Raw genomic sequence first — 21,866 nt, forward strand, 5'->3', positions numbered from 1 at the left:
AAGTGCTCTACAAGGTGGCACTCATCACCATATATAATTTTTGAAATTACTCTGTTGAGGAGTACCACCATCATTCAGGAACATAACACGCGCCCATAATACTAACCAGGATATCAGAGTATAAAATTTTTAAAAATGAGAGGAATTGACAATAAATCAGGGTAAATTTTAGACAGATTCATATTTTTCATCTCCCAATTTCTTACAATGATACCCCTCATGGTTGACTGTTCTCACAAACCGGTGACCATCTTCGGAGGGGGAGAAGTGGGAGAACGCAAGGCCAGGTACTTTGCTGGTGAAGCTGATGTTACGGTCTACAGCCGAACGTTCACACCTGCATTCGAGTCACTCCCGGTGAAACAGATCAGAACCGCAATACCACGAGTTGAAACCGAAATTTCAGATCTCATCAGAGGCGCGTTCCTGGTTGTCACGGCGACCTCGGATCCTGATCTTAACCAGATTATAGCAGACAGATGCAGGACCGACGGGATACTCTGTAACAATGCAACCGATCCGCCTGCTGACGTCACACTCCCGGCAAAGTTCTCAGGCGAGAGGTTCACCATCGCAGTCAGTACTCAGGGAGGGAGTCCGGCAGTCTCCCGATTCATCCGTGAACAGATAGAGGCTGCCTGGCCTGATCTCGATCAGATGATCGCTCTGGAGGAAGAACTCAGAAAGGACCTGAAGATGCGCCAGATCCCACAGGCCCGACGCAGAGAAATTCTGACAGCAGTTCTTCATGATGCTGAAGCGTGGAAGAACCTTCAGAATGGAACAGAGGACGCACTCACACAGGTTAGGGAGAAGTACCTCGCATGAGACCAACCCTCTTCGCTCCTCTGACTATTGCAGGTATATCACACCACACCGCCTCAGTTCCGGAGATAGAAGAGTTCAGATTTCCTGACGAAGAGGAGTTTCTTACCACCGCACGGGAATGGTTCAAGGGAGTCGCTCTCCTGCAGACGTGCAACCGCGTTGAAGTTATCGTTCACGGGGAGCCTGACATCCTGACAGAGTTTCTCCAGAGCAGGGGGAGAACCAGGTTCAGACTTTACCAGGACCAGGAAGCACTCTCTCACCTGCTCGAACTTGCAGCAGGGATAGACTCGCTGATCATCGGAGAGGATCAGATCCTGGGCCAGCTCAGACGCTCTCTCACCCTCTCGGAAGAGCTTGGTGTTGCAAGTCCTATCCTGGCTCTCTGTATCAACAAGGCGATTCATGCCGGGTCCGAAGCACGAAGGAGAACCGGGATCAATAATGGTGCGATATCTGTCGGATCCGCAGCAGTGCTCCTTGCCGAAGAGCAGTTGCACACACTGGATGGGAAACGGATTCTCATCCTTGGCAGCGGCGAGATGGGAGTGCTGGTTACCCAGGCACTCGCAGCAAAGAAACTCTCTGCCATTTATGTTGCAAACCGGACACTTGACAGGGCCCGGGTTCTTGCTCACAAGATCGACGGGACCGCAGTGCCGATGGATGATCTCTACCGGTACCTCGCCCTTTCGGATGTGGTGATCTGCTGCACAGCTGCTCCTCACCCGGTAGTCCGTGCAAATGATGTCAGGGAGGCGATGAAAGGGAGGACCTGGCCGCTCGACGGTGAGGTTAAACCCATTATCATTGTAGACATTGCCCAGCCGCGAGATGTGGAAGAGGAGGTTGGAACGATCGACGGGATCTGCCTCTTTACCATCGATGATCTCAGACAGGTCAATGACACAACGACCCAGCTCAGACAGGAGGCAGCAACCCGGGCCAGGATCTTTCTTGAAGAGGAACTGGATCAGTTCATCAGGCTGTATAACAGGAGGGCAGCAGATGAGACGCTTGCAACCCTGCATACCTGGGCTGAAACGGTCAGGGTCCGTGAGCGTGACCGGGCATTTGCCCGTCTGCAGGGATGTGATGATCATGTTCGCGAGATCGCAGAGGATCTGAGCCGGGCTCTGACCAGAAAACTCCTGGCTGATGTGACCATGTCGATACGGTTCTGTGCTGAACGGGGCGAGATTGCCCGTGCAGAGGAACTCGTCTCGGCAATTACCAGAGGAGAAGGATTATGTTCCCGCAAATCAGAATGAGACGACTGAGGAGGCGGCTGATTCGCCCGCTTCTGAATGAGACCCGAATCGCCAAGACAGATCTTATTGCTCCCCTCTTCTTTGATGAGACAGCAACATCCCCGGTTGCCATTGCCTCAATGCCGGGAGTGATGCGATATCCACCGGCAATGGCCGGTGAAGTATGCAGGAGTCTGGCATCACTTGGGATCAGGGCTGTGCTCCTCTTCGGGATTCCAAAAGAGAAGGACGAGGCTGCCTCGGGAGCTTTCGCCCCTGACGGAGTTATCCAGCAGACGATAAAAGCGATCAAGGCCGCGGTTCCTGACATGGTGATCATCACCGATCTCTGTGCATGCGAGTACACATCACACGGGCATTGCGGGATCATCGGTGACTGCAGAGATGGAGTAGATCTGAAGAACGACGAATCACTCGCCCTGATGCAGAAGATCGCAGTCTCCCATGCTGCTGCAGGTGCTGATATCATCGCCCCTTCATGCATGCTTGATGGAATGGTGACCGCCCTCAGGTCAGCACTTGATGAGAACGGATACGACGAGATCCCGATCATGTCCTACTCCTCCAAGTTTTCAAGCAGCCTGTATGGTCCGTTCCGTGATGCGGCTGGATCAGGATACTCGTTCGGTGACAGGACCACATATCAGGAGCCGGTCGGAAACCGGCGTGAAGCACTCAGGGAGTCTGAACTTGACGCTGCAGAGGGGGCTGACATCCTGATGGTCAAACCTGCAGGATGGTTTGGTGACATTATCTCTGATGTGGCAACACTTGGTCTCCCGGTTGCAGCCTATCAGGTCTCTGGTGAGTACTCGATGATCAAGGCTGCAGCCATGAATGGCTGGCTTGATGAGAGACGTATCGTGATGGAGAGTCTTATCTCGCTCAGGCGGGCAGGGGCAGATCTGATCATCACATACTTTGCTGAATCGGTATGCAGGTGGATCGATGAAGAGCAGTGAATACTACGATATTGCAAAGCAGATAATTCCCGGCGGAGTTTCAAGCCCGGTCAGGGCCATACAGCCGTACCCGTTCTACACAATTTCAGGACACGGCCCCCGGATTACAACCGCCGATGGCACTGAATTGATCGACTGTTGTTGTGCATACGGCCCATTGATCCTCGGCCATGCACACCAGTCAGTCAGGGAGGCGATAACGAATCAGCTCGCTGACGGCTGGCTGTACGGGACACCTGCTCCAGCCGAGATAACACTCGCAAAGCAGGTGATCAGGGATCATCCGGCCATGGATATGGTGCGGTTTGTCTCATCAGGATCAGAGGCAACCATGGCAGCACTCAGGCTTGCACGGGGATTCACCGGCAGGACTGATATCATCAAGATAGAAGGGGGATTTCACGGTGCACACGATGCAGTCCTCGTGCAGGCAGGGTCAGGGTGTACAACGCTCGGCCAACCAGATTCGGCAGGAGTGCCTGCCGACCTCGTGAAGCATACGAGACAGATCCCATACAACGATATCGAGTCACTCACTGCCCTTCTGGATAAGGACGCATCATCCATAGCTGCCCTTATCATGGAACCGGTGCTTGGGAACATCGGCCCTATCCTTCCAGATCCAGGGTACCTTGCTGAAGTCAGAAAAGTTACAGCCGAACACGATGTTCTGCTGATCTTTGACGAGGTGATCACCGGGTACCGGCTTGGTATCGGGGGAGCACAGCAGTACTTTGGGATAAAGCCGGATCTTACCACACTCGGAAAGATCCTGGGTGGTGGTCTCCCCATCGGTGCATTCGGAGGCAGGAAGGATATCATGAGCCTGATAGCCCCGGCGGGACCGGTGTATCAGGCCGGGACGTTCTCAGGTAACCCTCTCTCACTCACGGCAGGGATTGCATCACTCACCTGGATCCATGAGCATCCGGGAATGTATGCCGAGCTGGAGAAGAAGGCTGCTACAATTGAAGAGGCCTGCACCGGGAAGGGAGGATCATTTGTCAGACTTGGGTCGATGTTCAAGTATTACTTCAGACCCCTGCCCCCGAGGAATTACAGAGAGGCAAAAGAGGCTGACACATCTGCATTCAGAGTGTTCTGGGAGAAGATGCTCAAAGCAGGTATCTTCCTCCCACCCTCACAGTTTGAGACCAACTTCATCTCAAATGCACATTCAGACCGCGAGATAGAGGCGATCAGCCAGGCATACAAGGCATGCATCTGAAGATCGGAACCAGAAGATCGATGCTTGCACGGGCACAGGCAGAGAAAGTTGCCGGCCTCCTGCAGAATGAGGGGATAACGACAGAACCCGTCTTTATTTCTACTGCCGGTGATGAGCAGACCGGTGTACCTCTCCATGAGATCGGGGGGCAGGGAGTGTTTGTCAGGGCTCTTGATGATGCCCTGAAAAGAGGAGAGATCGATCTCGCAGTTCACTCGATGAAAGACATCCCTGCAGAGCGGCCTGCCGGGATCGTGACCTCAGCGATCCTGAAGCGTGACTCTCCTGCTGATTATGTCGTGACAGAGAAGGATCGAGATGCCATCAGAGTCATCGGCACCTCGAGTACAAGACGGACCGCCCAGCTCCAGCGCCACTGGTCGGGGATATCGATTCGTCCGCTCAGGGGGAATGTTGACACACGACTTGGAAAACTGAGAGCAGGGGAGTACGACGCGATCGTTCTTGCCGAGGCCGGACTCCAGCGGCTCTCACTCACACTTCCCGGATTCAGACTTGAACCGACAGTCCATGTCCCGTCAACTAACCAGGGGACGATCGCAGTGGTGAGCAGGGATGAACCCACAGTCACCAGAGCCCTTGAGTGTATCGATGATCAGGTCACCAGGACTGACACCATGATCGAACGGGCAGTCATGGAGAAGATCGGTGGGGGCTGCTACACTCCGCTCGGGATCTACTGTAAAAACCGGTACCTGATCGCAGAAGTCCTCTCGCTTGAAGGTGATCGGATCTTCAGACTTGAGCGAACAATCAGCGATCCGGAAGAGGCACAGAAGTTTGGTGATGAGGTCAGGGAGAGCGGACGCGATCTGATTGATGAAGCCTATGAAAGGCTGGGACTTTCACATGACTGAAACAACAGGAAAAGTATACCTGGTCGGTTCCGGACCGGGAGGGTGCGGGATGCTCACACTCAGGGCCCGTGAAGTGATCGATCAGGCTGAAGTAATTCTGTATGACCAGCTCCCCGGGGATGAAGTACTTGCCTCCCTCCCACAGACTGCTGAACTGATAGACGTCGGCAAGTACGGGGACAAGCACACCAGGAAACAGGGTGAGATAGAAGACCTCATGATTCAGCGTGCCAGAGAAGGAAAGCGAGTTGTCAGGCTGAAAGGCGGTGATCCATTCATGTTCGGCAGGGGAGGGGAAGAGCTTGAGACCTGCAGGGAACATGGCATCCCGGTCGAGGTGGTTCCCGGGGTGACGAGTGCAATAGCGGTACCTGCATCGGTCGGGATACCTGTCACGCACCGGAAATGGGCATCACAGGTCACGGTGATCACCGGGAACGAGGACCCTACGAAAGAAGAGTCTGCCATCGACTGGGAGTGGCTTGCACGCAGCCGTGGAACGATCGTGATCCTCATGGGCGTGAAAAACCTCCCAACGATAGCAGAAACATTGATCAGATTCGGAAGGGAACCGGAGACTCAGGTCGCAGTTATTGAACGCGGACTCAGGCCTGATCAGCGGGAGACGATCGGAACACTTGCCACCATTGCTGAGCGTGCAACTGCGGCAGGTGTCAGACCACCTGCTGTTATCGTCGTCGGCGGGGTTGTTGAGATGTACCGATCAGACGAGGAGCGGATGGTCCGGCCGCAGTCCTCAAAAAGCCAGTAAGACCCCTTTTCTTTTTGTAAAACTCAGCATACAATTCTTTTTCTGACAGGAGAAGGATTATCACCCACTACCCGGATAGTATCGATCATGACAGGGTGTGAGCACCCTGCAGGAGAGGTAAAATGAATTCATCCAGGTTATACAGCGGTTTAATTACGCTGTTTCTCGTCCTTCTCCTTGCCGTGAGTACAGCATCAGCTGCATCTCAGGTCTCCTGGACGAAATCCGGACTCCTGTACTCAGGACAGGGGATCGTGCATCAGTTGCAGATCGACTGCAGTACCCAGCTTGTGCTTCAGGCCCCAGCAGGGACGGCATTCGATCTCTATGCGATGAAAAACTACAACCAGTTCAATTCCTGTCAGGGAGTCTCCTATGTCAGGACTCATCATGACCGGGCTTCTATCGGGAGCGGCGGCATAAGTTCGCTCACCCTTGAGCCTGGTACCTGGTGCGTCGCGATCTATGCCAGATCAGGGAGCGGCCAGTATTTGCTTGAAGGGAGCAGTACCTGCCCGGTTCCTCCGTACTCGCACCCGGATCCCTGCTTTGGGAATTCCTGCTGCGGTGATCAGTGTAACCCCGGCTGCAGTCCGTTCAAGACTGATGTCAAGACCGGACACCTCTATCAGGGGCAGAGCCAGACGTTCGGTTACTACATCCCAGCCCAGCGAAGTTACATTGAGTGGATCCTCGCCGGGCCATGTGGCAGTGAGATCATCCCGATGAGCATGATGTCTGCCGGTGATGTACAGACCATGCGGACCAGATTCTGTGGTACAGACTTTGATCTCTACATCTACAAACAGGGGGATCGCAGAAACTGGGGATGGTACGCAGATTACGCTGATACTGGATCAGGATCTGGCGGGTACGTAGGCGTCGCATACCCACAGGCCGGGGCAACCTACTATGCCCAGGTATATGCCAAGCAGGGAAGCGGACAATACACTCTGACCTGCCGGAGTTATACCTGCCAGGACGATGTGGTCATGATGATGAAAAAGCCTGACATCACAACGATGATGTATACGGCAACCTCGGTTGTACCACCATCCTGATGGGAAATCAGCCAAAGAAACGCCTCCGTATAAATGGAGAAGATTGATTAGGAACCTTGAGTAAGATCATACTGTCAGAGCATTGTTCAATGTAAAGGGGAGTGGAAAATGAAACACATTTCAGGATATCTGGCTGCTGTGGTGATCCTTGTGGTCATGGCAGCATGCATTGCACCCGGGTCGGCAAGTTCCGGGTACTTCTGGTCAAAGAGTGGCTACCTCTATCAGGGGCAGGCCTCAACGTACGAAATCCAGGTGGACTGCGGGGCCCAGCTGGTTTTAAATGCGCCATACGGAGCTGACTTCGACATCTACGCGATGAGAAGTCCGGTCGGAAGCTGGCCGAATGAGAACTACATCATGGCACATTACGACAAGTCAGAAACTTCATACAATCAGGTGAAGTATCTGAACCTTGATCAGGGCTCATGGTACGTGGTTGTATACTCCTCATCCGGATATGGTCAGTTCACACTTGATGCATCCAACACCTGCACCGGACCGAACCCATCAGGTCCAAGCCCATGCTATGGTAATCCAAACTGCGGCGGGACCAACTGTGCCCCGGCAGCTGATGATGTCAAGACCGGGTACCTGAATGCAGGTGAGGCAAAGACCTACACCTATCAGATCATGGGCGACCGGAACTACATCGAGTGGATCCTTTCAGGTCCCTGTGGTGATCAGGTCATCCCGATGGCGATGATGTCAGCAGATCAGGTCAGCACGATGAGGAGAGGATACTGCGGATCAGACTTCTCACTCTACGTCTACAAAGACTGTGACCCACGGTACAGTAACTGTGCAGCAACCAGGGCTGATACCAGCAGCGGATCAAACAAGTACGTCGGAATCACGTACCCGACAACCGGTTCCCGGTATTACGCACTGGTCTATGCAAAGAACGGCAGCGGAGCATACACCCTCCATGCACGCAGTTACAAGTGCCAGGATGATGTCATCGCCATGATGGCAAAACCTGACATGGTCTCGATGATGAGCACTGCAACAGACATCGAAGCCCCGGTCAGTGTCCTGGGCTCAACGTAAGGTGCCGGCTACCCCCGGTAACCCATTTTCTCTTTTTAACAGTCACGAGGCAGAACGAGCCTCACATCGCCTAAAAAAGGTATAGAATTTTATTCGAGCAGGTGAACAAGAAGACCGCTCAGAAGTTTTGGCTCAAACCAGGTGGACTTCGGGGGCATGATCCCACCGTCATCTGCGATGGCACAGACGGTCTGGACATCCACCGGCTGCATGGCAATCGCGGCTACATATTCTCCAGAGTCTACCTTCGCCATCAGGTCGCGTATGGGCCGGGCACCACCTAAGTACTGGAGCCTGGCATCTCCCCGGGAATCGGTGATTCCCAGGAACGGAACAAGAACCTGATCCTGCAGAACCGATACATCGAGCGAATCAATACGGGAGACCGCACCGGAGATCTGGATCGCACATTCATACCATCTTCCTTCCAGGTAGAGATGAAATACGTGAAGCTCGCCTTTCTTCTGCTTTGGCGTGATCGAGTAGGCAGAAGGCTCAACTCCATCAAATGGTGTTACTGTTGCAACCGCCCGGAGTGCGGTCAGAAATGTCTGTGGTGTATATTCACCAAGCGAAGTCAGCAGCCGGCTGTACCCGTGAACTTTCACCTCATCCTCTGCAAAGACGACACCCATTACATGCCAGGTCTCTTCAGGGATGCTGATTCCCCTTTCAATCCTTCGCTCTGCAACATTCAGGGCAGACTTGCACCGGTGATGACCATCAGCGATATAAAGGGCCGGGATCTCTCCAAATGCCTTTGCAAGAATTTGGATCTGATCAGGATCACGGATAGCAAAGATCTGATGAATACTCCCGTTTGCTGCAGTGACCTCCATGAGGGGTGCACCGGCTGTTCCTTTCTGAAGCAGGGTTGCCACGTCCTCGTTTTTCAGGTGAAGCAGGACAACCGGGCCGGTATTGGCATTCATCGCATCGATGTGCCGGGTCCGGTCTTCTTCCTTGTCATACCGTGTCAGCTCATGCTTGTGAATAATACCGGATTTGTACTCACGGGCATCAACGCAACATGAAAGGCCGGTGTATGACCGTCCATCATGGAGAACCCGGTATACATAGAGAGCAGGATCGGATTCCTGGATAATAACCTTGTCAGTGAGATACTCATCAAATATCTGTCTTGAGAGGGAGTAGACCTGATCTGCATACGGATCGGAGTCAGGAAGTAGTGCATCTGCTCTGCTGATCCGGAGAAAACTGAGTGGCTGAACGGCGATGATCTCACGTGCTTCTGAGGCACTGACCACATCATAAGGCACTGCAGTTATCTCCTGAGCCTTACCATCAGCAGGCCGCACCGCTGCAAAAGGATATATATGAACCATATGTCTGGCACCAGTCTGGTTATACGTATCCCCCTGCCCCTATAAGAGGGCAGTGACAAACCAGTACTGCAAATATGGAGACCAGGAATCTGCAGATCCGCAGGATGAAAGAGGCTGATATTCCTGCAGTTGAGTCTATCGAACAGAGATCATTTACAGATTCGTGGAGCAGGGATACTCTGGAGGAGGCTCTGGAAATATTTCCTGATACTAATTTTATCGCTGAAGCATCGGACGGAGTTGCCGGGTATATCATCTGCGGGGTGGAGGATACCGGTGAAGACATGTACGGCCATATCTGCAGCCTTGCGGTATCGCCACTTCATCGCGGGTCAGGAATAGGATCAGCCCTGGTACAGCGGGCAGAGTATCAGGTCATGCTCAAGGGCGCCACTGCAATGCAACTTGAGGTCAGGATATCAAACCAGAAAGCACAGATTTTTTACAAAAAACTCGGGTATGAACCGGTGTTTCAGTATGCAGAGTACTATGCAAACACCGAGGATGCCATAGTGATGATGCGGTGGTTCAAGTATTAACAGGTGCCAGCCTCTGCCTCTTGTGAAAGCAGACCTTCACCGTGAACTAATTATTCTCTTAACCTGAACCTTTTCTAACTATCCTGATCACCAGACCGGTGGCAGGAGTGATATATCATGATACTCAGAATCGGACTGTTTCTTATCTCCCTGAGCATACTTCTCACCATTTCATTACCAGTGGCAGCTGCCACGAATGAATCATCCACCTTTGATCTTGCCATCACTGATCTTCACTCGGCCCCATCCGGCGCACCGGGAAGCCCACTCTATACCAGGTTTACAGTGGTGAACAAGGGCACCAGGATCTCAATGACTGATACGGTGACGGTGTACCTTTCGACAGACAAGAACATCACAACCGCTGACTACCCGGTCGGCGAGACTGAAGTCTCATTCATACGACCGGGAAAGTCTGTTGAGACCGGACTTATCGGAAAAGTACCTGACACTATCCCTGCAGGAAAATATTACGCAGGTGCCCTGCTCACGATCAAGTTTACCCTCATCAACGATGAAAATGAGAGCGACAACAGCATCACAGGCAACCAGGTCACCATCAACAACACCTATACCCGCCCGCAAAACTGGTATGACGAACGGATATCTGACCTCGTACTGAACTATACAAATGAGGAGCGGGCGAAACGAAATCTTTCAGAGTTAACGCGGGATTCTGCACTCGATGTGGTTGCACAGGATCAGAGTCAGGATATGGCAGATCGCCAGTTCTTTGACCATGTCAACCCATCGGGCGAGAATCCGATCGACCGGGCAACCCGCCACGGATATAACCAGACACGGTATCTCCCGAGCGGGCAGAAGTTCTATGGGATAAGCGAGAACATTGTGAAGATTCCAATCGGTGATGTCTACCAGTTCGGGAAGATCAATCCTGATGATCCGGATCAGGTTGCAAAGGTCGCAATAGAATCATTCATGAACAGTATATCTCACAAGACAACGTTGCTGCTTCCAGAATTCAGAGTGATAGGACTTGGGACTTCCTTTGACGGGTCAAGTTACTACATCACCCAGAACTTCTTTTAAAAACCCCAATGGTGCCCATTGGGGGCCCCACCCAGAACTGATGAAATGTTTTCATAGGAATTTCGAGATAGCGTGGTCACAGAAGAGGACCCCGAAAAATTTGTGAGGACCACAAGTTACACTTTGAACTTATGAATCTCATTCTTCAGTTCGCTGGTGAGATCGCCGACCTCCATGATCGCACTGTTGATCTCTTCTACCGATGCACTGACCTGCTCGGCCAGGGTTGAGAGTTCTTCGACCTGTTTCAGGTTATCACCGGTCAGTCTGATTCCTTCCTGTGCCGTGTTCACAACCGAGGTAGAGATGTTTGCCTGATCCTCTATCGCCTTGACGATCTCCCGCATATCACGGGTGACTTCAGAAGCACCATTCACCATCTGATTGAGGGCCTCTATCGTCTTGGTCACACTCTCCACCCCATGTGCGATCTCGGAGTGAGATGAACGGATTGCGGTTGATGTCTTCTCACTGCTCCGCTGGATGGCGTTGATGACATCAGAGATATGATCTGTGGCTTTTCTGGCGTCTGCAGCAAGGTTCTTGACCTCACCGGCAACCACAGCAAATCCACGGCCTGCATCTCCTGCCCGGGCAGCCTCGATTGCAGCATTGAGGGCGAGCAGATTGATCTGACCGGCGATGTCATTGATCATCTTCACGATCTTGTTGATCTCACGGATCTGGTTGTTGAGTTCATCAATATCCTCAACGCTCTCCTGGGCGATCCGCTTTACAACATCCATCCGGTCGTTCGCCTCGTTTCCAAGGGTCTGAGCCTCGCTTCCCCGCACAGTCACATCCTGGGCATGTCTGAGAATCTCCTGTGAGGTGCTGGTGATCTCTTCATTTGACGCGGAGAGGGTGGAGATCTGATCCGTGATATCCTCGATATGGGCTATGAGATCCTTCCCGGTCTCGGCTGACTGCTGAACGGTCTGGACCACCTGCAGGGTTGCCTTTGCAATTGATTCAGATCCTTTGCTGATCTCATTCATTGTGTCTGAAACATCGCCAGATACCCTGTTCACTTCAAGAAGTGCATTCCGGAGGGCCTCTACGGTCTTGACGGCATCACTCTTGACCACACCCAGGGGATCGCTCTCACGTATGACGATGTCAGCAGTGAGATCTCCTGCTGAGACTTTCTCAAACGCACCAGCAAGATCCTTTGCGCTGATGTCCAGTGCTGATGCATGGTCTTTAGACTCCTGGATCATCCGCTGGATCTCTTTCTCCTTGCCGATCTCATCGGTCCGATCCTTGTACGTGGACATCACGCTGACCACCTGCTCATGCTTGTCAAGAAGCGGGATGATATCCTGTTCAATATGATGAACACCTGCAGGGAACTCAACAACAAGGTGACCGGTAACTGCTCTCTTTGTCTTCAGGGCTTCCTTGAGACCCATGCCTGTCTTTTCAAGAACTTTAAAGTCATGAGCCCTCATTGAAAGGAGTTTACTCTCAGAATAGCCACTCATCTGAAGAAACGATTCATTCACTTTGAGAATCCGCAGATTAAGATCCATGAGGAGGAGCGGAAGGGGATTCTGATTGATCATCGTCATCTCCTGCTGCTGAAGCTCACGGATTGTCTCCATCTGCTCTTTCATCTCACGTTCTACACGCTTGCGCTCTGTGATATCCTTGAATGTCGCCTGCGTCCTCTGACCTTCAGGAAGATCCAGAACCTTGAGCGTGACTTCTGCATCAAACGAAGTACCATCGCCCCTGTTGAGGACACACTCAAAGCTTTGAGGAATCCCCCGGGCTGCATCGTCATAGTGCCTGCTGAAGAAGGAAACCGATTCAGTGCCATCCGGTTGTGTAGGAGGAGAGAGATCACGCAGACTCTTCCCGAGGATCTTTTCACCATGGATCAGAAAAATCTCTGATGTTGTGGCGTTGCACTCCACGAGAATATCTTTGTTAAAGAGGGTTATGCCATCATACGCCGCATCTATCATTGCGCGGTATTTTCTTGCCTCTGCCTCCCGGAGTTGATCATTCTCCCTGCTCTTCTTCCGGTTTTCGGACTCACGGATCTCACGCTGAATGACCGGGATCAGGGGCTTTAAGTTACCTTTAAAGATGTAATCGTGGGCACCGCTCTTCATGAGTGAGACCGCAGTATCCTCACCAATCTCTCCGGAAATAATGATGAAAGGAATGTCAAGACCACGTTTGTTGAACTCCTGAAGAACATCAAGACCGGTAAACCCGGGGAGTGAATAATCACAGAGGACAACATCCCACTCCTTGGTGTCAAATGCTTCACGGACAGACTGCAGTGTATCCAGTCTCAAGAGATCTGTCGTGTATCCACCTTTTTTTAGTTCATGCATCACCAGAAATGCATGATCCTCATTGTCCTCTATCAAGAGGACACGCAATTGATCTATTGCCATCTTTATCCCTGAGTCACCGTTGATCAACACTCTCGCAGCGCAAATAATAATAATCTCTCACGACTTACATTAAAGACTTTTTTTATTATCGGGAAGCGTGGATGATGCGGCACCTTCTTATTGATCAAGTATTCAGGAGGAAGCTTTGCGCGATATGAAGACGGAGATCCTGATTTCAGGTATACAGAGAAAATATCTTTTTTCGTAAATATCTCGTTCAAAGGTAATATTCAGGGATATTTTTTAATTAAAACCAAGATTTAAAGAGTTTAGAATCTGAAGAAGATAATTCCCCGAAGCGGCTTCAAAGATGATTATAACATCTGGATCTGGTATCAGGGAGTGAAAATCGGATATATTTCGCATTAAAATAAAAAGTATTATATATTGGACGGAAAAATCTTTTAATTGTCAGGGAAACTTCTGTGGACATATCAGGCATGAGATATCCGGGGGGTTTTGAACACATATAGGCAGGTGTTATTTCTCCTGCCTTTCCACATTCCCTGATATATGGGAGAGACGCTTTTTTCCATGCACCTGGATCACAAAGGTTGAAACCTTCTCACGGTAAACTCACTCACTATAAGATGGCTGTCGATATTCTTGAGTTCAATCTGGGGGGAGAATCATATGCCATGGATATACAGATTGCACGTGAGATCGTGGAGATGCTCCCCATAACTCCAATCCCACGAGCTCCCGGCCATGTCACAGGTCTTCTGAATCTGCGTGGTGAGATCACAACAATAATTAATATTCACCATCTTCTGGGAATAAAACCTGCAAAAGAGCGGGAAGAACAGAACATCATGGTGCTGGTCCCTGACGCATTTGAGAATACAAGTGTCGGGATGATTGTTGACGAGGTCCACAGTGTCCTCACCGTTGAGGATAAAGACATCGATACCAATGTGAAAGGCGTGAATGCAGAGCTCGCGGATTATGTTCATGGTATCATCAAACTCTCTCAGGATGACGGGACCAGGACCGAGACTGAAGAGGCTGATGTAGAGAGTAAGAAACGTCTGATCATCTGGATCGATGTCAGGAAGATCCTGATAGAGACGATCGAGAGTTCAGGAACTCGGCAAGAATAACTTTTTTTCAGCTTCGAAACGAAAAAAGAATACTTGATTTTTGGGAATTGGGAATAATCTGGATAGTTGGTGTATGGGGAATTACATCCCCATGCCGCCCATTCCACCCATACCGCCCATGCCTCCCATCTCATCCATGCCGCCTGGTGGCATGGCCGGGCCTGCTGACTTTGCAGAGGCGATGATGTCGTCAATTCTCAGGATCATAATTGCTGCTTCTGCAGCACTGGCAATTGCCTGGGTCTTGACACGCAGCGGCTCGACAACTCCTTCCTTCTGCATGTCTGAGGGCTTTGCCTCGAAGACATTGAGACCGACGGTCTTCTGACCCTTCTCATGTGCTGCACGAAGCTCGACCAGCATGTCGATCGGATCAAGACCTGCGTTCTCTGCAAGAGTGCGGGGGATGATCTCGAGTGCTGATGCAAATGCTTCGATTGCGAGCTGTGCACGGCCACCGACGGTTGCTGCGTACTCACGGAGACGGAGTGAAAGTTCGGTTTCAGGTGCTCCTCCACCGGCTACACACTTCTTGTCCTCAAGGACAACGCCGACTACGCGGATTGCATCCTCGAAGGCACGCTCAAGTTCTGCAACAACGTGCTCGGTCCCACCGCGGATGATGATAGAGACTGCCTTGGGATTCTTGCACTCCTCGACAAAGATCATCTCTTCGCCTGAGATCTTGCGCTCTTCAACAATTCCTGCAAACCCGAGTTCGGAGTCTGAAATTGCATCGATGCTGGAGACGATTGCTGCTCCGGTTGCACGTGCAAGTTTCTCCATGTCACTCTTCTTGACACGGCGGACTGCAAGGATGCCTGCCTTTGAGAGGTAGTGCTGTGCGATGTCGTCGATACCCTTCTGGCAGAAGACGACCTTTGCACCACTCTTGATCACCTTGTCAGTGATGCTCTTGATCATCCGCTCTTCCTCATCGAGGAATGCCTGAAGCTGGTCAGGGCTGGTGATGTTGATCTCGGCGTCAACCTCGGTCTTCTTGAACTCGATTGCCGCGTTGAGGAGCATAATCTTTGCCTTGGTGATGCTGCTTGGCATACCTGGGTGGACACGCTCCTTGTCGATGACCATTCCGAGAACGATCTCGGAGTCTTCGATTGACCCGCCGACTTTCTTCTCGACCTTGATATTTTCTGTGTCAACAGTTCCATCGGTCTCTGCGACCATGGTGACTGCCTTGACGACAAGGTCACAGAGGCTGTCTTTTGAGGCTTCTGCACCCTTTCCGGTCATTGCGGTCTCGGCAATCTTCTTGAGGATCTTTACATCCTTTGGCTTGACATCAATTGCGAAGCCCTTCAGGAGTTCCTGCGCCTTCTCTGCTGCCATCCGGTATCCGTGGGCGATAACGGTTGGGTGAACATCCTGCTCGAGAAGCTCTTCAGAGCGCTTGAGCAGTTCACCTGCAATTACGACTGCGGTGGTGGTACCGTCGCCGACCTCATCATCCTGGGTCTTGGCAACTTCGACCATCATCTTTGCAGCCGGGTGCTCGATGTCCATCTCTTTGAGGATCGTGACACCATCGTTTGTGATAACGACATCACCGATGCTGTCCACGAGCATCTTGTCCATACCTTTTGGCCCAAGAGTTGTCCTGACTGCGTTGGCAACCGCCTTTGCGGCGGCGATGTTCATTCCCTGGGCATCTCGCCCGCGGGTGCGTGAACTGCCTTCTTTAAGAATAAGAATTGGTTGTCCTCCAAGCTGTGTAGACATACAGAATCACCACGTGTGTGATAAGGTTGTTTAGTGGTTCTATATAAAAATGTCAGTTCAGAATGAGATTGAGGAGATCATCCGCCTCTTCCATTGAGAGAAGGTCCTCCTCGCCAAGCATCAGGGTCTTGCCGATTCTACGCTTGCGCTGATCATCAGTCATGATGCACATGGCATGGGAACGGGTTACCTGTGAGATATTGCCGATAATTCCGGCCCTTTTTGATAATTTCTGGGATCTGCCATAACCGGTGAGAATTGTATGATCCTCATACCTGATCAGGGCCTGGAAGGGCGCACGGTTCATCATCTGCAGGTGCATCCCCATCTCCTCTATAAACGGCTGGATAGGGATGTCTTCTTCAGGGAGAGAGAAATCGTGAGGAATATGAGGTGAATAACTCAGCAGATCGATCGGCTCGACAACTCCGCTGTCAAAGGTCTCTTCGATCCTGATGGCGATATCGATCGTAGTGCCCATCCCGGCCTCGTACTTTGCCACGGTACGGCGGGAAACTCCGAGCATCTGGCCGAGATCGCCGAGTGAGAGGTTGCTTACCTCACGCAGCTCACGCAGTTTTTCGCCGCTGATGTTGACATAGAGACCACCAGGTGAGGCGTAGATTAGAGGGGGCGAGCCGTCAACAAAGAAATCATGGAGAGTGGCATAATTTATCGCAGATATGCCGTATCTGACGTACACCGCTCCACGCTCCAGTTCAGCGTCGCGTGCCCGTTCTCCGACTACAAGCGGAGTACCGCCGAGATTTCGTGAGATCTGATCCAGATCACGTGCGTTATCTTCGCTGATACTGTCTATATGTGAGATTACTTTCAGGACAACTATCTGAGTGCCATTATTGGCGATGAGGTCAAAACTCTTCGGCCGCATTGCAAAGAGTTCTGATACATCATAGCCAGCCATCATCATCACGCTGATGACATTCTGGAGCAGACGGTCCTGTGACATGCCTGTAGTTACTCTGTATTGGGCCAAAACAGTAATAAGAATATGGTATCAGGTGAATTGAACAGGTTTATTCAATAATCCAAGATATATTAGTATTTACTATAAGATATGAAAACGTCATCAGTCAATGTAACAAGATTTGACATCATCTTCCTATTGTGCCTGGGAATCTATATTCTGTTCTTCTCCTGGTACTCAATACTCAAGATGAACACCTTTCAGATGAATCATGACCTGGGGATATTCAGCCAGGCCCTCTGGTCAACAGCATTTGAAGGGAGGTTCTTCTTCAACTCACTTGAAAACTCGATCAACAACGGAGTGACATCCCATTTCGGTGTGCATACCTCTCCGATACTTGTAGTTCTCCTCCCCCTTTACGCAATACTTCCAGGAGCACAGACCCTGCTGGTTGTCCAGACTATCCTTCTCGGTCTTGGTGCAGTGCCGATTTATATCACTGCAAAAAAATACATCGGAGAGTCGGGGGCTGTTGTACTCTCGCTTATATACTTCCTGTACCCGGCCCTGCACGGAGTGACCCTGACTGATTTTCATGAGATCGCATTTCTGCCGCTTCTTCTGGGTTTTTTTGCCTATGCATGTATATTTAAAAGAAACATCGCAATCCTGATTCTGGGACTGATATGTCTCATGATCAAGGAGGATGTTGCAGTGATCATCCTTTTTGCGTCATTATACGGGGTGTATCTATACAGGAATCAGGACCAGAATAGTTTCCGCACATATCTTACCCTGCTTATCGTATCCGCTATCTGGGTTATCATTGCATTTTTTGTGATAATGCCTGCCTTCAGCCCGATGCATGAACTGGTCTCTACAACATTTATTTCACAATACTATCAGGTAAGTGCAGATTCCAATTTTGACCTGATTCCCAGGATCGTGTATCTTATAGAAATATTCATCCCCCTCTTGTTCCTGCCGTTATTATCACCAGAAATCCTGGTGATCTCGATCCCTCCGTTTGCAGAAATTTTTCTTTCGCAATCAGGGTTTTTTAACATCGGGGCGCAATACTCATCCTTACTCATCGTGCCACTTTTCTTTGCAACCATCTTCTCACTTCAAAAGATTCAGAAAAAAGTCGCAGGAAATACACATCATCTCTTTGAGATCCTTCTCCTCGCTCTCCTTGTTAGCAATATCATCTCATGTTGTCTCTACTCCCCGGCAGTAACCATCAACCCGATTCTTGAGGCGTCAGAGGATATGCATGCAGATTCAGAGTGGTTCATAAAAGGAGTCTCGCAGATACCGGGTAACGCTTCAGTGTCCACCCAGGCAAACCTGGTGCCATTCTTTTCAGAAAGAATGTACCTGTATGAAGATCAGATCAATAACGCAGATTACGTGGTTTTTTTAACAAAATTCGTAAACTCAAAGTCATACGTGGATCGGGTTCAGGAGATTTCCCGCTCATACAAATGCATTTACAGAGAAAACGGACTATATATTTTCAAACGAAGTAGTCTCTCGTAATCTTCAGATACCGGTGCCATGATGATATCCTCCTCTTTCTTTAAAACGGTGATCTGGTGCTGAGCAAAAAAGAATTCTGGATCGGTCTTGACGACACCGATTCAGCAGAGGGGATGTGCACAACCTGGCTTGGAGCCAGGCTCATCAGAGATCTTCGTGCAGTAGGGTTTTTAGTAAAAGAAGCACGCCTCATCAGGTTGAACCCGACAATCCCGTACCGGACACGGGGGAATGCTGCAATCGCCATCAGGGCCTCTGGAGATCCGGATGTGGCATTTGCACATGCCTGTACTCTCGTCCACGCCTATGCAGACTTCAGGTGTGAAAAGACACACCCCGGTGTGGTAGTAGCAGATGAGCAATTACCCCCGGATTTTTATTTTAAGGCAGTCACTTCTATCTGCACCATCTCTGAAGTTGAGGAACTACTCACAAAACATGCCAGGGTATGGAAGGGGTTTAAACTCGGCCGGGGACTCATCGGAGCTGCAGCTGCAATCGCCTCTGTTCTTCCGGACCACACCTGGGAGTTTCTGGCGTACCGGGACGAATCACGATGGACAACTCCCCGTGAGGTCGATCCTGAAAGTCTCTTCACTTCAGAAGCGGTGACGACCCCGCATACATGGGACACCGTTGACTGGATACAGAACTCTGTCGTCTGTGTACCGCATTCTTCTGACCCGGTCCTCTATGGAATAAGGGGAGATTCACCATTCGCCGTAGCACGTGCAGCATCATGCATCAGATCAGAGTCATACCCATGGGGGCAGATCTGGCTCACAAACCAGGGAACCGATGCACATCTGGTCACCGGAACGATCGGATCATTGGAAGAAGGATCCTCATACCGGGTGAATGGAACGGTTCTGAAACAGCCGGTCACCGGGACCGGGGGGCATGTCAGTCTGGTCATCGGGGATGAGGGAGCAGAACTCACCTGTATGGCATTTGAACCCACAAAAACATTCAGACAGCAGATCAGACTCCTCATTCCGGGAGATCAGATCATCGCAGTCGGATCATACCTGAACAGCACACTAAACCTTGAGAAATTCTGTCTCTGTTCCAGTGAGAAAGATGAACGCAGGACTGCACCGTACTGCAAGACCTGTCATAAACAGATGACCAGCGCTGGAACAGGGAAGGGGTACAAATGCAGAAAGTGCGGAGAAAAAGCCCATGAACCAGAAATAGTGACACACAGACGGGAGATCCTCCCCGGCTGGTACGAGGTTCCACCATCAGCCCGCAGACACCTTGCACGACCCCTCATCAGAAGAAAAGAAGGGCCTGCTAACATTTTTTTCACCGGATGACCTAACTCTTGAACAATGCCGGCTGTTCAGATTACCATGGCTGAAGGAAGAACACAGGAACAGAAGAGAGCCGTTGCAAAGCGGGTTACTGACGTACTTGTCGAAGAACTTGGTGTGGCTCCTGATGCGATCACCGTGTACATCTACGAACTCGGACGTGACCAGATCGCAAAATCAGGAGTATTCCTTTCAGAAACCACATAACGGATCCACTCATCACCAGTTACTTGTTGCGCAAAGGTACATACATACACATGGACTGCGATATTCCGGTCAGACAGGCTCATCTCAGGCCGGGAATGAGTGTCAACGATCTGGTTACGGTGATGGGGCAGGCGGGTGCGTATAACGGAGGCGCCTTCTCGCGGGCGGTCTCCATCTACACAACCATGCTGACCGATACCAAAACAACCCGGTTCCTCGGATTTGCAGGGGCAATGGTTCCTGCAGGGATGGGAGGGATCGTGAGCGATCTTATCCGGGATGGAAAGATAGATGCTCTGGTCTCAACCGGGGCAAACCTCACTCATGACGTGATAGAGGCTATCGGCTGCCATCACTTCAAGGGAACCGAGCGCTGCAATGATGTGGATCTCAGGCACGAGGAGATAAACCGAATATATGATGTCTACCTCCCGAATGATGCCTTCATCTCTTTTGAAGAGTTTATGCAGGGAGTCTACAGCGATCTGGAAGATGGGAGTACTATCTCTATCAGTGATCTCCTTGCCCATATCGGCTCAAAACTTGAGACAGGTATCCTAGCAACCGCAGCAAAGCACAAGATTCCGGTATTCTGTCCTGCCATCCAGGATTCGATGATCGGCCTGCAGTACTGGCTTTTCCGACAGGGAAGAAAGGTCACGGTGGATGCCTTTGCTGATATGACAAAGATCATCGATCTCTGTTTTGAGTCCGAGAGGGCCGGGGCCCTCTTCATTGGGGGAGGAGTCCCGAAGAACTTCATCCTTCAGAGCATGCTGATGACCCCGAAGGGTTTTACGTACGCGATTCAACTGACCGGTGACCGTCCTGATCTCGGAGGACTTTCGGGAGCAACCCTTGATGAAGCGCGATCATGGGGTAAGGTGGAAGAGGATGCAGAGACCGTTACTGTATACGGCGACGCCACCATCACCTTCCCACTCCTTGTTGCAACAGCCCTGGAGAGAATTTCATGACTGATCTCATCCTAGCGTTGGACCCGACAAACAGGGCAGATGCACTACGGATCGCTTCAGCGGCATCACCGCACATTGATGCAATAAAGATAGGGTACCCCCTCATCCTTGCCGAAGGGCTTGGCATTGCAAAAGATCTCGCTGACTTCGGGCTTCCGCTCATTGCTGACTTCAAGGTTGCAGATATTCCCAATACCAACCAGCTCATCGCAGAGCAGGTCTTCGCTGCAGGATTCTCAGGGATCATATGCCACGGATTTACGGGATCTGATTCGGTCAAAGCTTGTGTAACCGTTGCACATGCTCAGGGGGGCGAGTGTTATGTGGTTGCCGAGATGAGCCATCCCGGCGGCGCCGAGTTCTTCCAGGGAGGCACAGCAGAGCGGATCGCCCGGATGGTCATCGAAACCGGGGCAGACGGAATAATCGCACCGGCAACACGACCGGAGAGAACACGAATTCTGCGTGAGATCATCGGAACACGGAAGATCCTTTCACCTGGGGTCGGAGCCCAGGGTGGAGATCCACATTCGATAGCCGGGATGGTAGACGGCATTATTGTTGGCAGGGCGATCTACGAGGCTGATGACCCGGCAGCAGCAGCGGCAGGATATGCCGGAATTCGCGGAACCCGGAGTTGAAGACAACAGGATAACT

The 21,866-nt window shown here is 51.1% G+C and carries 20 protein-coding genes; 16 read left to right on the forward strand and 4 right to left on the reverse strand.

Translation table 11 applies throughout. The features are described from left to right. Positions 1 to 219 precede the first annotated feature (219 nt). The 8 genes from ACHZA2_RS04340 to ACHZA2_RS04375 all read left to right on the forward strand — a co-directional run bounded on the left by ACHZA2_RS04340 (position 220) and on the right by ACHZA2_RS04375 (position 8,050). On the forward strand, positions 220 to 828 hold the full coding sequence (locus ACHZA2_RS04340) for a bifunctional precorrin-2 dehydrogenase/sirohydrochlorin ferrochelatase (protein WP_319578672.1): 609 nt from the start codon (positions 220 to 222) through the stop codon (positions 826 to 828). Continuing rightward, complete coding sequence (gene hemA / locus ACHZA2_RS04345; protein ID WP_319578673.1) at positions 825 to 2,099, forward strand: glutamyl-tRNA reductase; 1,275 nt, start codon at positions 825 to 827, stop codon at positions 2,097 to 2,099. The genes ACHZA2_RS04340 and hemA overlap by 4 nt, the downstream gene beginning before the upstream one ends. Then, positions 2,078 to 3,061, forward strand: coding sequence for a porphobilinogen synthase (gene hemB / locus ACHZA2_RS04350; RefSeq protein ID WP_319578674.1), 984 nt, complete (start codon positions 2,078 to 2,080; stop codon positions 3,059 to 3,061). Before hemA ends, hemB begins: the two co-directional genes overlap by 22 nt. Continuing rightward, positions 3,048 to 4,289, forward strand: coding sequence for a glutamate-1-semialdehyde 2,1-aminomutase (hemL, locus tag ACHZA2_RS04355; RefSeq protein WP_319578675.1), 1,242 nt, complete (start codon positions 3,048 to 3,050; stop codon positions 4,287 to 4,289). The genes hemB and hemL overlap by 14 nt, the downstream gene beginning before the upstream one ends. Continuing rightward, the gene (gene hemC, locus ACHZA2_RS04360; protein WP_319578676.1) at positions 4,280 to 5,167 is read left to right on the forward strand and encodes a hydroxymethylbilane synthase; all 888 of its coding nucleotides are present in this window, start codon (positions 4,280 to 4,282) and stop codon (positions 5,165 to 5,167) included. Before hemL ends, hemC begins: the two co-directional genes overlap by 10 nt. Continuing rightward, positions 5,160 to 5,939 (forward strand): uroporphyrinogen-III C-methyltransferase, encoded by a 780-nt coding sequence (gene cobA, locus ACHZA2_RS04365; protein WP_319578677.1) that lies wholly within the window; start codon positions 5,160 to 5,162, stop codon positions 5,937 to 5,939. Before hemC ends, cobA begins: the two co-directional genes overlap by 8 nt. Positions 5,940 to 6,061: 122 nt before the next feature. Continuing rightward, positions 6,062 to 7,000 carry a hypothetical protein gene (locus tag ACHZA2_RS04370; protein WP_319578678.1) on the forward strand — a complete coding sequence of 313 codons (939 nt, stop codon included), beginning with the start codon at positions 6,062 to 6,064 and terminating at the stop codon, positions 6,998 to 7,000. Between the two features lie 108 nt (positions 7,001 to 7,108). Further along, positions 7,109 to 8,050 carry a hypothetical protein gene (locus ACHZA2_RS04375; protein WP_319578679.1) on the forward strand — a complete coding sequence of 314 codons (942 nt, stop codon included), beginning with the start codon at positions 7,109 to 7,111 and terminating at the stop codon, positions 8,048 to 8,050. An 89-nt stretch (positions 8,051 to 8,139) separates the two neighbouring features. Here the strand turns inward: ACHZA2_RS04375 and ACHZA2_RS04380 are convergent, their stop codons facing one another. Further along, positions 8,140 to 9,396, reverse strand: coding sequence for a DUF1015 family protein (locus ACHZA2_RS04380; RefSeq protein ID WP_319578680.1), 1,257 nt, complete (start codon positions 9,394 to 9,396; stop codon positions 8,140 to 8,142). A gap of 74 nt (positions 9,397 to 9,470) precedes the next feature. Here ACHZA2_RS04380 and rimI point away from each other — a divergent pair, with 74 nt between their 5' ends. Both rimI and ACHZA2_RS04390 read left to right on the forward strand, forming a co-directional pair. Next, a complete protein-coding gene (gene rimI / locus ACHZA2_RS04385; protein WP_319578681.1) occupies positions 9,471 to 9,935 on the forward strand; it encodes a ribosomal protein S18-alanine N-acetyltransferase in 465 nt (154 codons plus the stop codon). A 117-nt stretch (positions 9,936 to 10,052) separates the two neighbouring features. Further along, complete coding sequence (locus tag ACHZA2_RS04390; RefSeq protein ID WP_319578682.1) at positions 10,053 to 10,985, forward strand: CAP domain-containing protein; 933 nt, start codon at positions 10,053 to 10,055, stop codon at positions 10,983 to 10,985. Positions 10,986 to 11,101: 116 nt separating this feature from the next. On the opposite strand, the gene ACHZA2_RS04395 is transcribed toward ACHZA2_RS04390, so the two are convergent. Next, complete coding sequence (locus tag ACHZA2_RS04395; protein ID WP_319578683.1) at positions 11,102 to 13,396, reverse strand: methyl-accepting chemotaxis protein; 2,295 nt, start codon at positions 13,394 to 13,396, stop codon at positions 11,102 to 11,104. A 590-nt stretch (positions 13,397 to 13,986) separates the two neighbouring features. Between ACHZA2_RS04395 and ACHZA2_RS04400 the strand changes: the two genes are divergently transcribed. After that, positions 13,987 to 14,496: a chemotaxis protein CheW gene (locus ACHZA2_RS04400; RefSeq protein ID WP_319539930.1), complete on the forward strand. Its 510-nt coding sequence runs from the start codon at positions 13,987 to 13,989 to the stop codon at positions 14,494 to 14,496. 81 nt (positions 14,497 to 14,577) lie between these two features. Here ACHZA2_RS04400 and thsA read toward each other — a convergent pair whose 3' ends face one another. Then, on the reverse strand, positions 14,578 to 16,236 hold the full coding sequence (thsA, locus tag ACHZA2_RS04405) for a thermosome subunit alpha (RefSeq protein ID WP_319578684.1): 1,659 nt from the start codon (positions 16,234 to 16,236) through the stop codon (positions 14,578 to 14,580). A gap of 52 nt (positions 16,237 to 16,288) precedes the next feature. Beyond that, positions 16,289 to 17,206, reverse strand: coding sequence for a transcriptional regulator (locus ACHZA2_RS04410; protein WP_319539928.1), 918 nt, complete (start codon positions 17,204 to 17,206; stop codon positions 16,289 to 16,291). A 108-nt stretch (positions 17,207 to 17,314) separates the two neighbouring features. On the opposite strand from ACHZA2_RS04410, the gene ACHZA2_RS04415 reads away from it, so the two are divergent. Genes ACHZA2_RS04415 through pyrF form a run of 5 tightly spaced genes read left to right on the forward strand, consistent with a single transcriptional unit; the run spans position 17,315 to position 21,850 of the window. Then, positions 17,315 to 18,709: a DUF2079 domain-containing protein gene (locus tag ACHZA2_RS04415; protein WP_394698483.1), complete on the forward strand. Its 1,395-nt coding sequence runs from the start codon at positions 17,315 to 17,317 to the stop codon at positions 18,707 to 18,709. Positions 18,710 to 18,765: 56 nt separating this feature from the next. Continuing rightward, positions 18,766 to 20,028: a tRNA(Ile)(2)-agmatinylcytidine synthase gene (locus ACHZA2_RS04420; RefSeq protein ID WP_319578686.1), complete on the forward strand. Its 1,263-nt coding sequence runs from the start codon at positions 18,766 to 18,768 to the stop codon at positions 20,026 to 20,028. A gap of 15 nt (positions 20,029 to 20,043) precedes the next feature. Then, entirely contained in the window at positions 20,044 to 20,232 is a 189-nt protein-coding gene (locus ACHZA2_RS04425; RefSeq protein WP_319539925.1) for a 2-hydroxymuconate tautomerase, read from the forward strand. 50 nt (positions 20,233 to 20,282) lie between these two features. Beyond that, positions 20,283 to 21,209, forward strand: a complete 927-nt coding sequence (locus ACHZA2_RS04430) for a deoxyhypusine synthase (RefSeq protein WP_319578687.1) — start codon at positions 20,283 to 20,285, stop codon at positions 21,207 to 21,209. Beyond that, a complete protein-coding gene (pyrF, locus tag ACHZA2_RS04435) occupies positions 21,206 to 21,850 on the forward strand; it encodes an orotidine-5'-phosphate decarboxylase (protein WP_319578688.1) in 645 nt (214 codons plus the stop codon). The genes ACHZA2_RS04430 and pyrF overlap by 4 nt, the downstream gene beginning before the upstream one ends. Positions 21,851 to 21,866 lie beyond the last annotated feature (16 nt).

Source organism: uncultured Methanospirillum sp. (assembly GCF_963668415.2).
In the GTDB taxonomy this organism is placed as follows: domain Archaea; phylum Halobacteriota; class Methanomicrobia; order Methanomicrobiales; family Methanospirillaceae; genus Methanospirillum.

What these genes read in the sequence shown, in the direction of transcription:
- ACHZA2_RS04340 (WP_319578672.1), top strand. Translation starts at nt 220, where the DNA reads ATGGTTGACTGTTCTCACAAACCGGTGACCATCTTCGGAGGGGGAGAA.
- hemA (WP_319578673.1), top strand. Translation starts at nt 825, where the DNA reads ATGAGACCAACCCTCTTCGCTCCTCTGACTATTGCAGGTATATCACAC.
- hemB (WP_319578674.1), top strand. Translation starts at nt 2,078, where the DNA reads ATGTTCCCGCAAATCAGAATGAGACGACTGAGGAGGCGGCTGATTCGC.
- hemL (WP_319578675.1), top strand. Translation starts at nt 3,048, where the DNA reads ATGAAGAGCAGTGAATACTACGATATTGCAAAGCAGATAATTCCCGGC.
- hemC (WP_319578676.1), top strand. Translation starts at nt 4,280, where the DNA reads ATGCATCTGAAGATCGGAACCAGAAGATCGATGCTTGCACGGGCACAG.
- cobA (WP_319578677.1), top strand. Translation starts at nt 5,160, where the DNA reads ATGACTGAAACAACAGGAAAAGTATACCTGGTCGGTTCCGGACCGGGA.
- ACHZA2_RS04370 (WP_319578678.1), top strand. Translation starts at nt 6,062, where the DNA reads ATGAATTCATCCAGGTTATACAGCGGTTTAATTACGCTGTTTCTCGTC.
- ACHZA2_RS04375 (WP_319578679.1), top strand. Translation starts at nt 7,109, where the DNA reads ATGAAACACATTTCAGGATATCTGGCTGCTGTGGTGATCCTTGTGGTC.
- ACHZA2_RS04380 (WP_319578680.1), bottom strand. Translation starts at nt 9,396, where the DNA reads ATGGTTCATATATATCCTTTTGCAGCGGTGCGGCCTGCTGATGGTAAG.
- rimI (WP_319578681.1), top strand. Translation starts at nt 9,471, where the DNA reads ATGGAGACCAGGAATCTGCAGATCCGCAGGATGAAAGAGGCTGATATT.
- ACHZA2_RS04390 (WP_319578682.1), top strand. Translation starts at nt 10,053, where the DNA reads ATGATACTCAGAATCGGACTGTTTCTTATCTCCCTGAGCATACTTCTC.
- ACHZA2_RS04395 (WP_319578683.1), bottom strand. Translation starts at nt 13,396, where the DNA reads ATGGCAATAGATCAATTGCGTGTCCTCTTGATAGAGGACAATGAGGAT.
- ACHZA2_RS04400 (WP_319539930.1), top strand. Translation starts at nt 13,987, where the DNA reads ATGGCTGTCGATATTCTTGAGTTCAATCTGGGGGGAGAATCATATGCC.
- thsA (WP_319578684.1), bottom strand. Translation starts at nt 16,236, where the DNA reads ATGTCTACACAGCTTGGAGGACAACCAATTCTTATTCTTAAAGAAGGC.
- ACHZA2_RS04410 (WP_319539928.1), bottom strand. Translation starts at nt 17,206, where the DNA reads ATGTCACAGGACCGTCTGCTCCAGAATGTCATCAGCGTGATGATGATG.
- ACHZA2_RS04415 (WP_394698483.1), top strand. Translation starts at nt 17,315, where the DNA reads ATGAAAACGTCATCAGTCAATGTAACAAGATTTGACATCATCTTCCTA.
- ACHZA2_RS04425 (WP_319539925.1), top strand. Translation starts at nt 20,044, where the DNA reads ATGCCGGCTGTTCAGATTACCATGGCTGAAGGAAGAACACAGGAACAG.
- ACHZA2_RS04430 (WP_319578687.1), top strand. Translation starts at nt 20,283, where the DNA reads ATGGACTGCGATATTCCGGTCAGACAGGCTCATCTCAGGCCGGGAATG.
- pyrF (WP_319578688.1), top strand. Translation starts at nt 21,206, where the DNA reads ATGACTGATCTCATCCTAGCGTTGGACCCGACAAACAGGGCAGATGCA.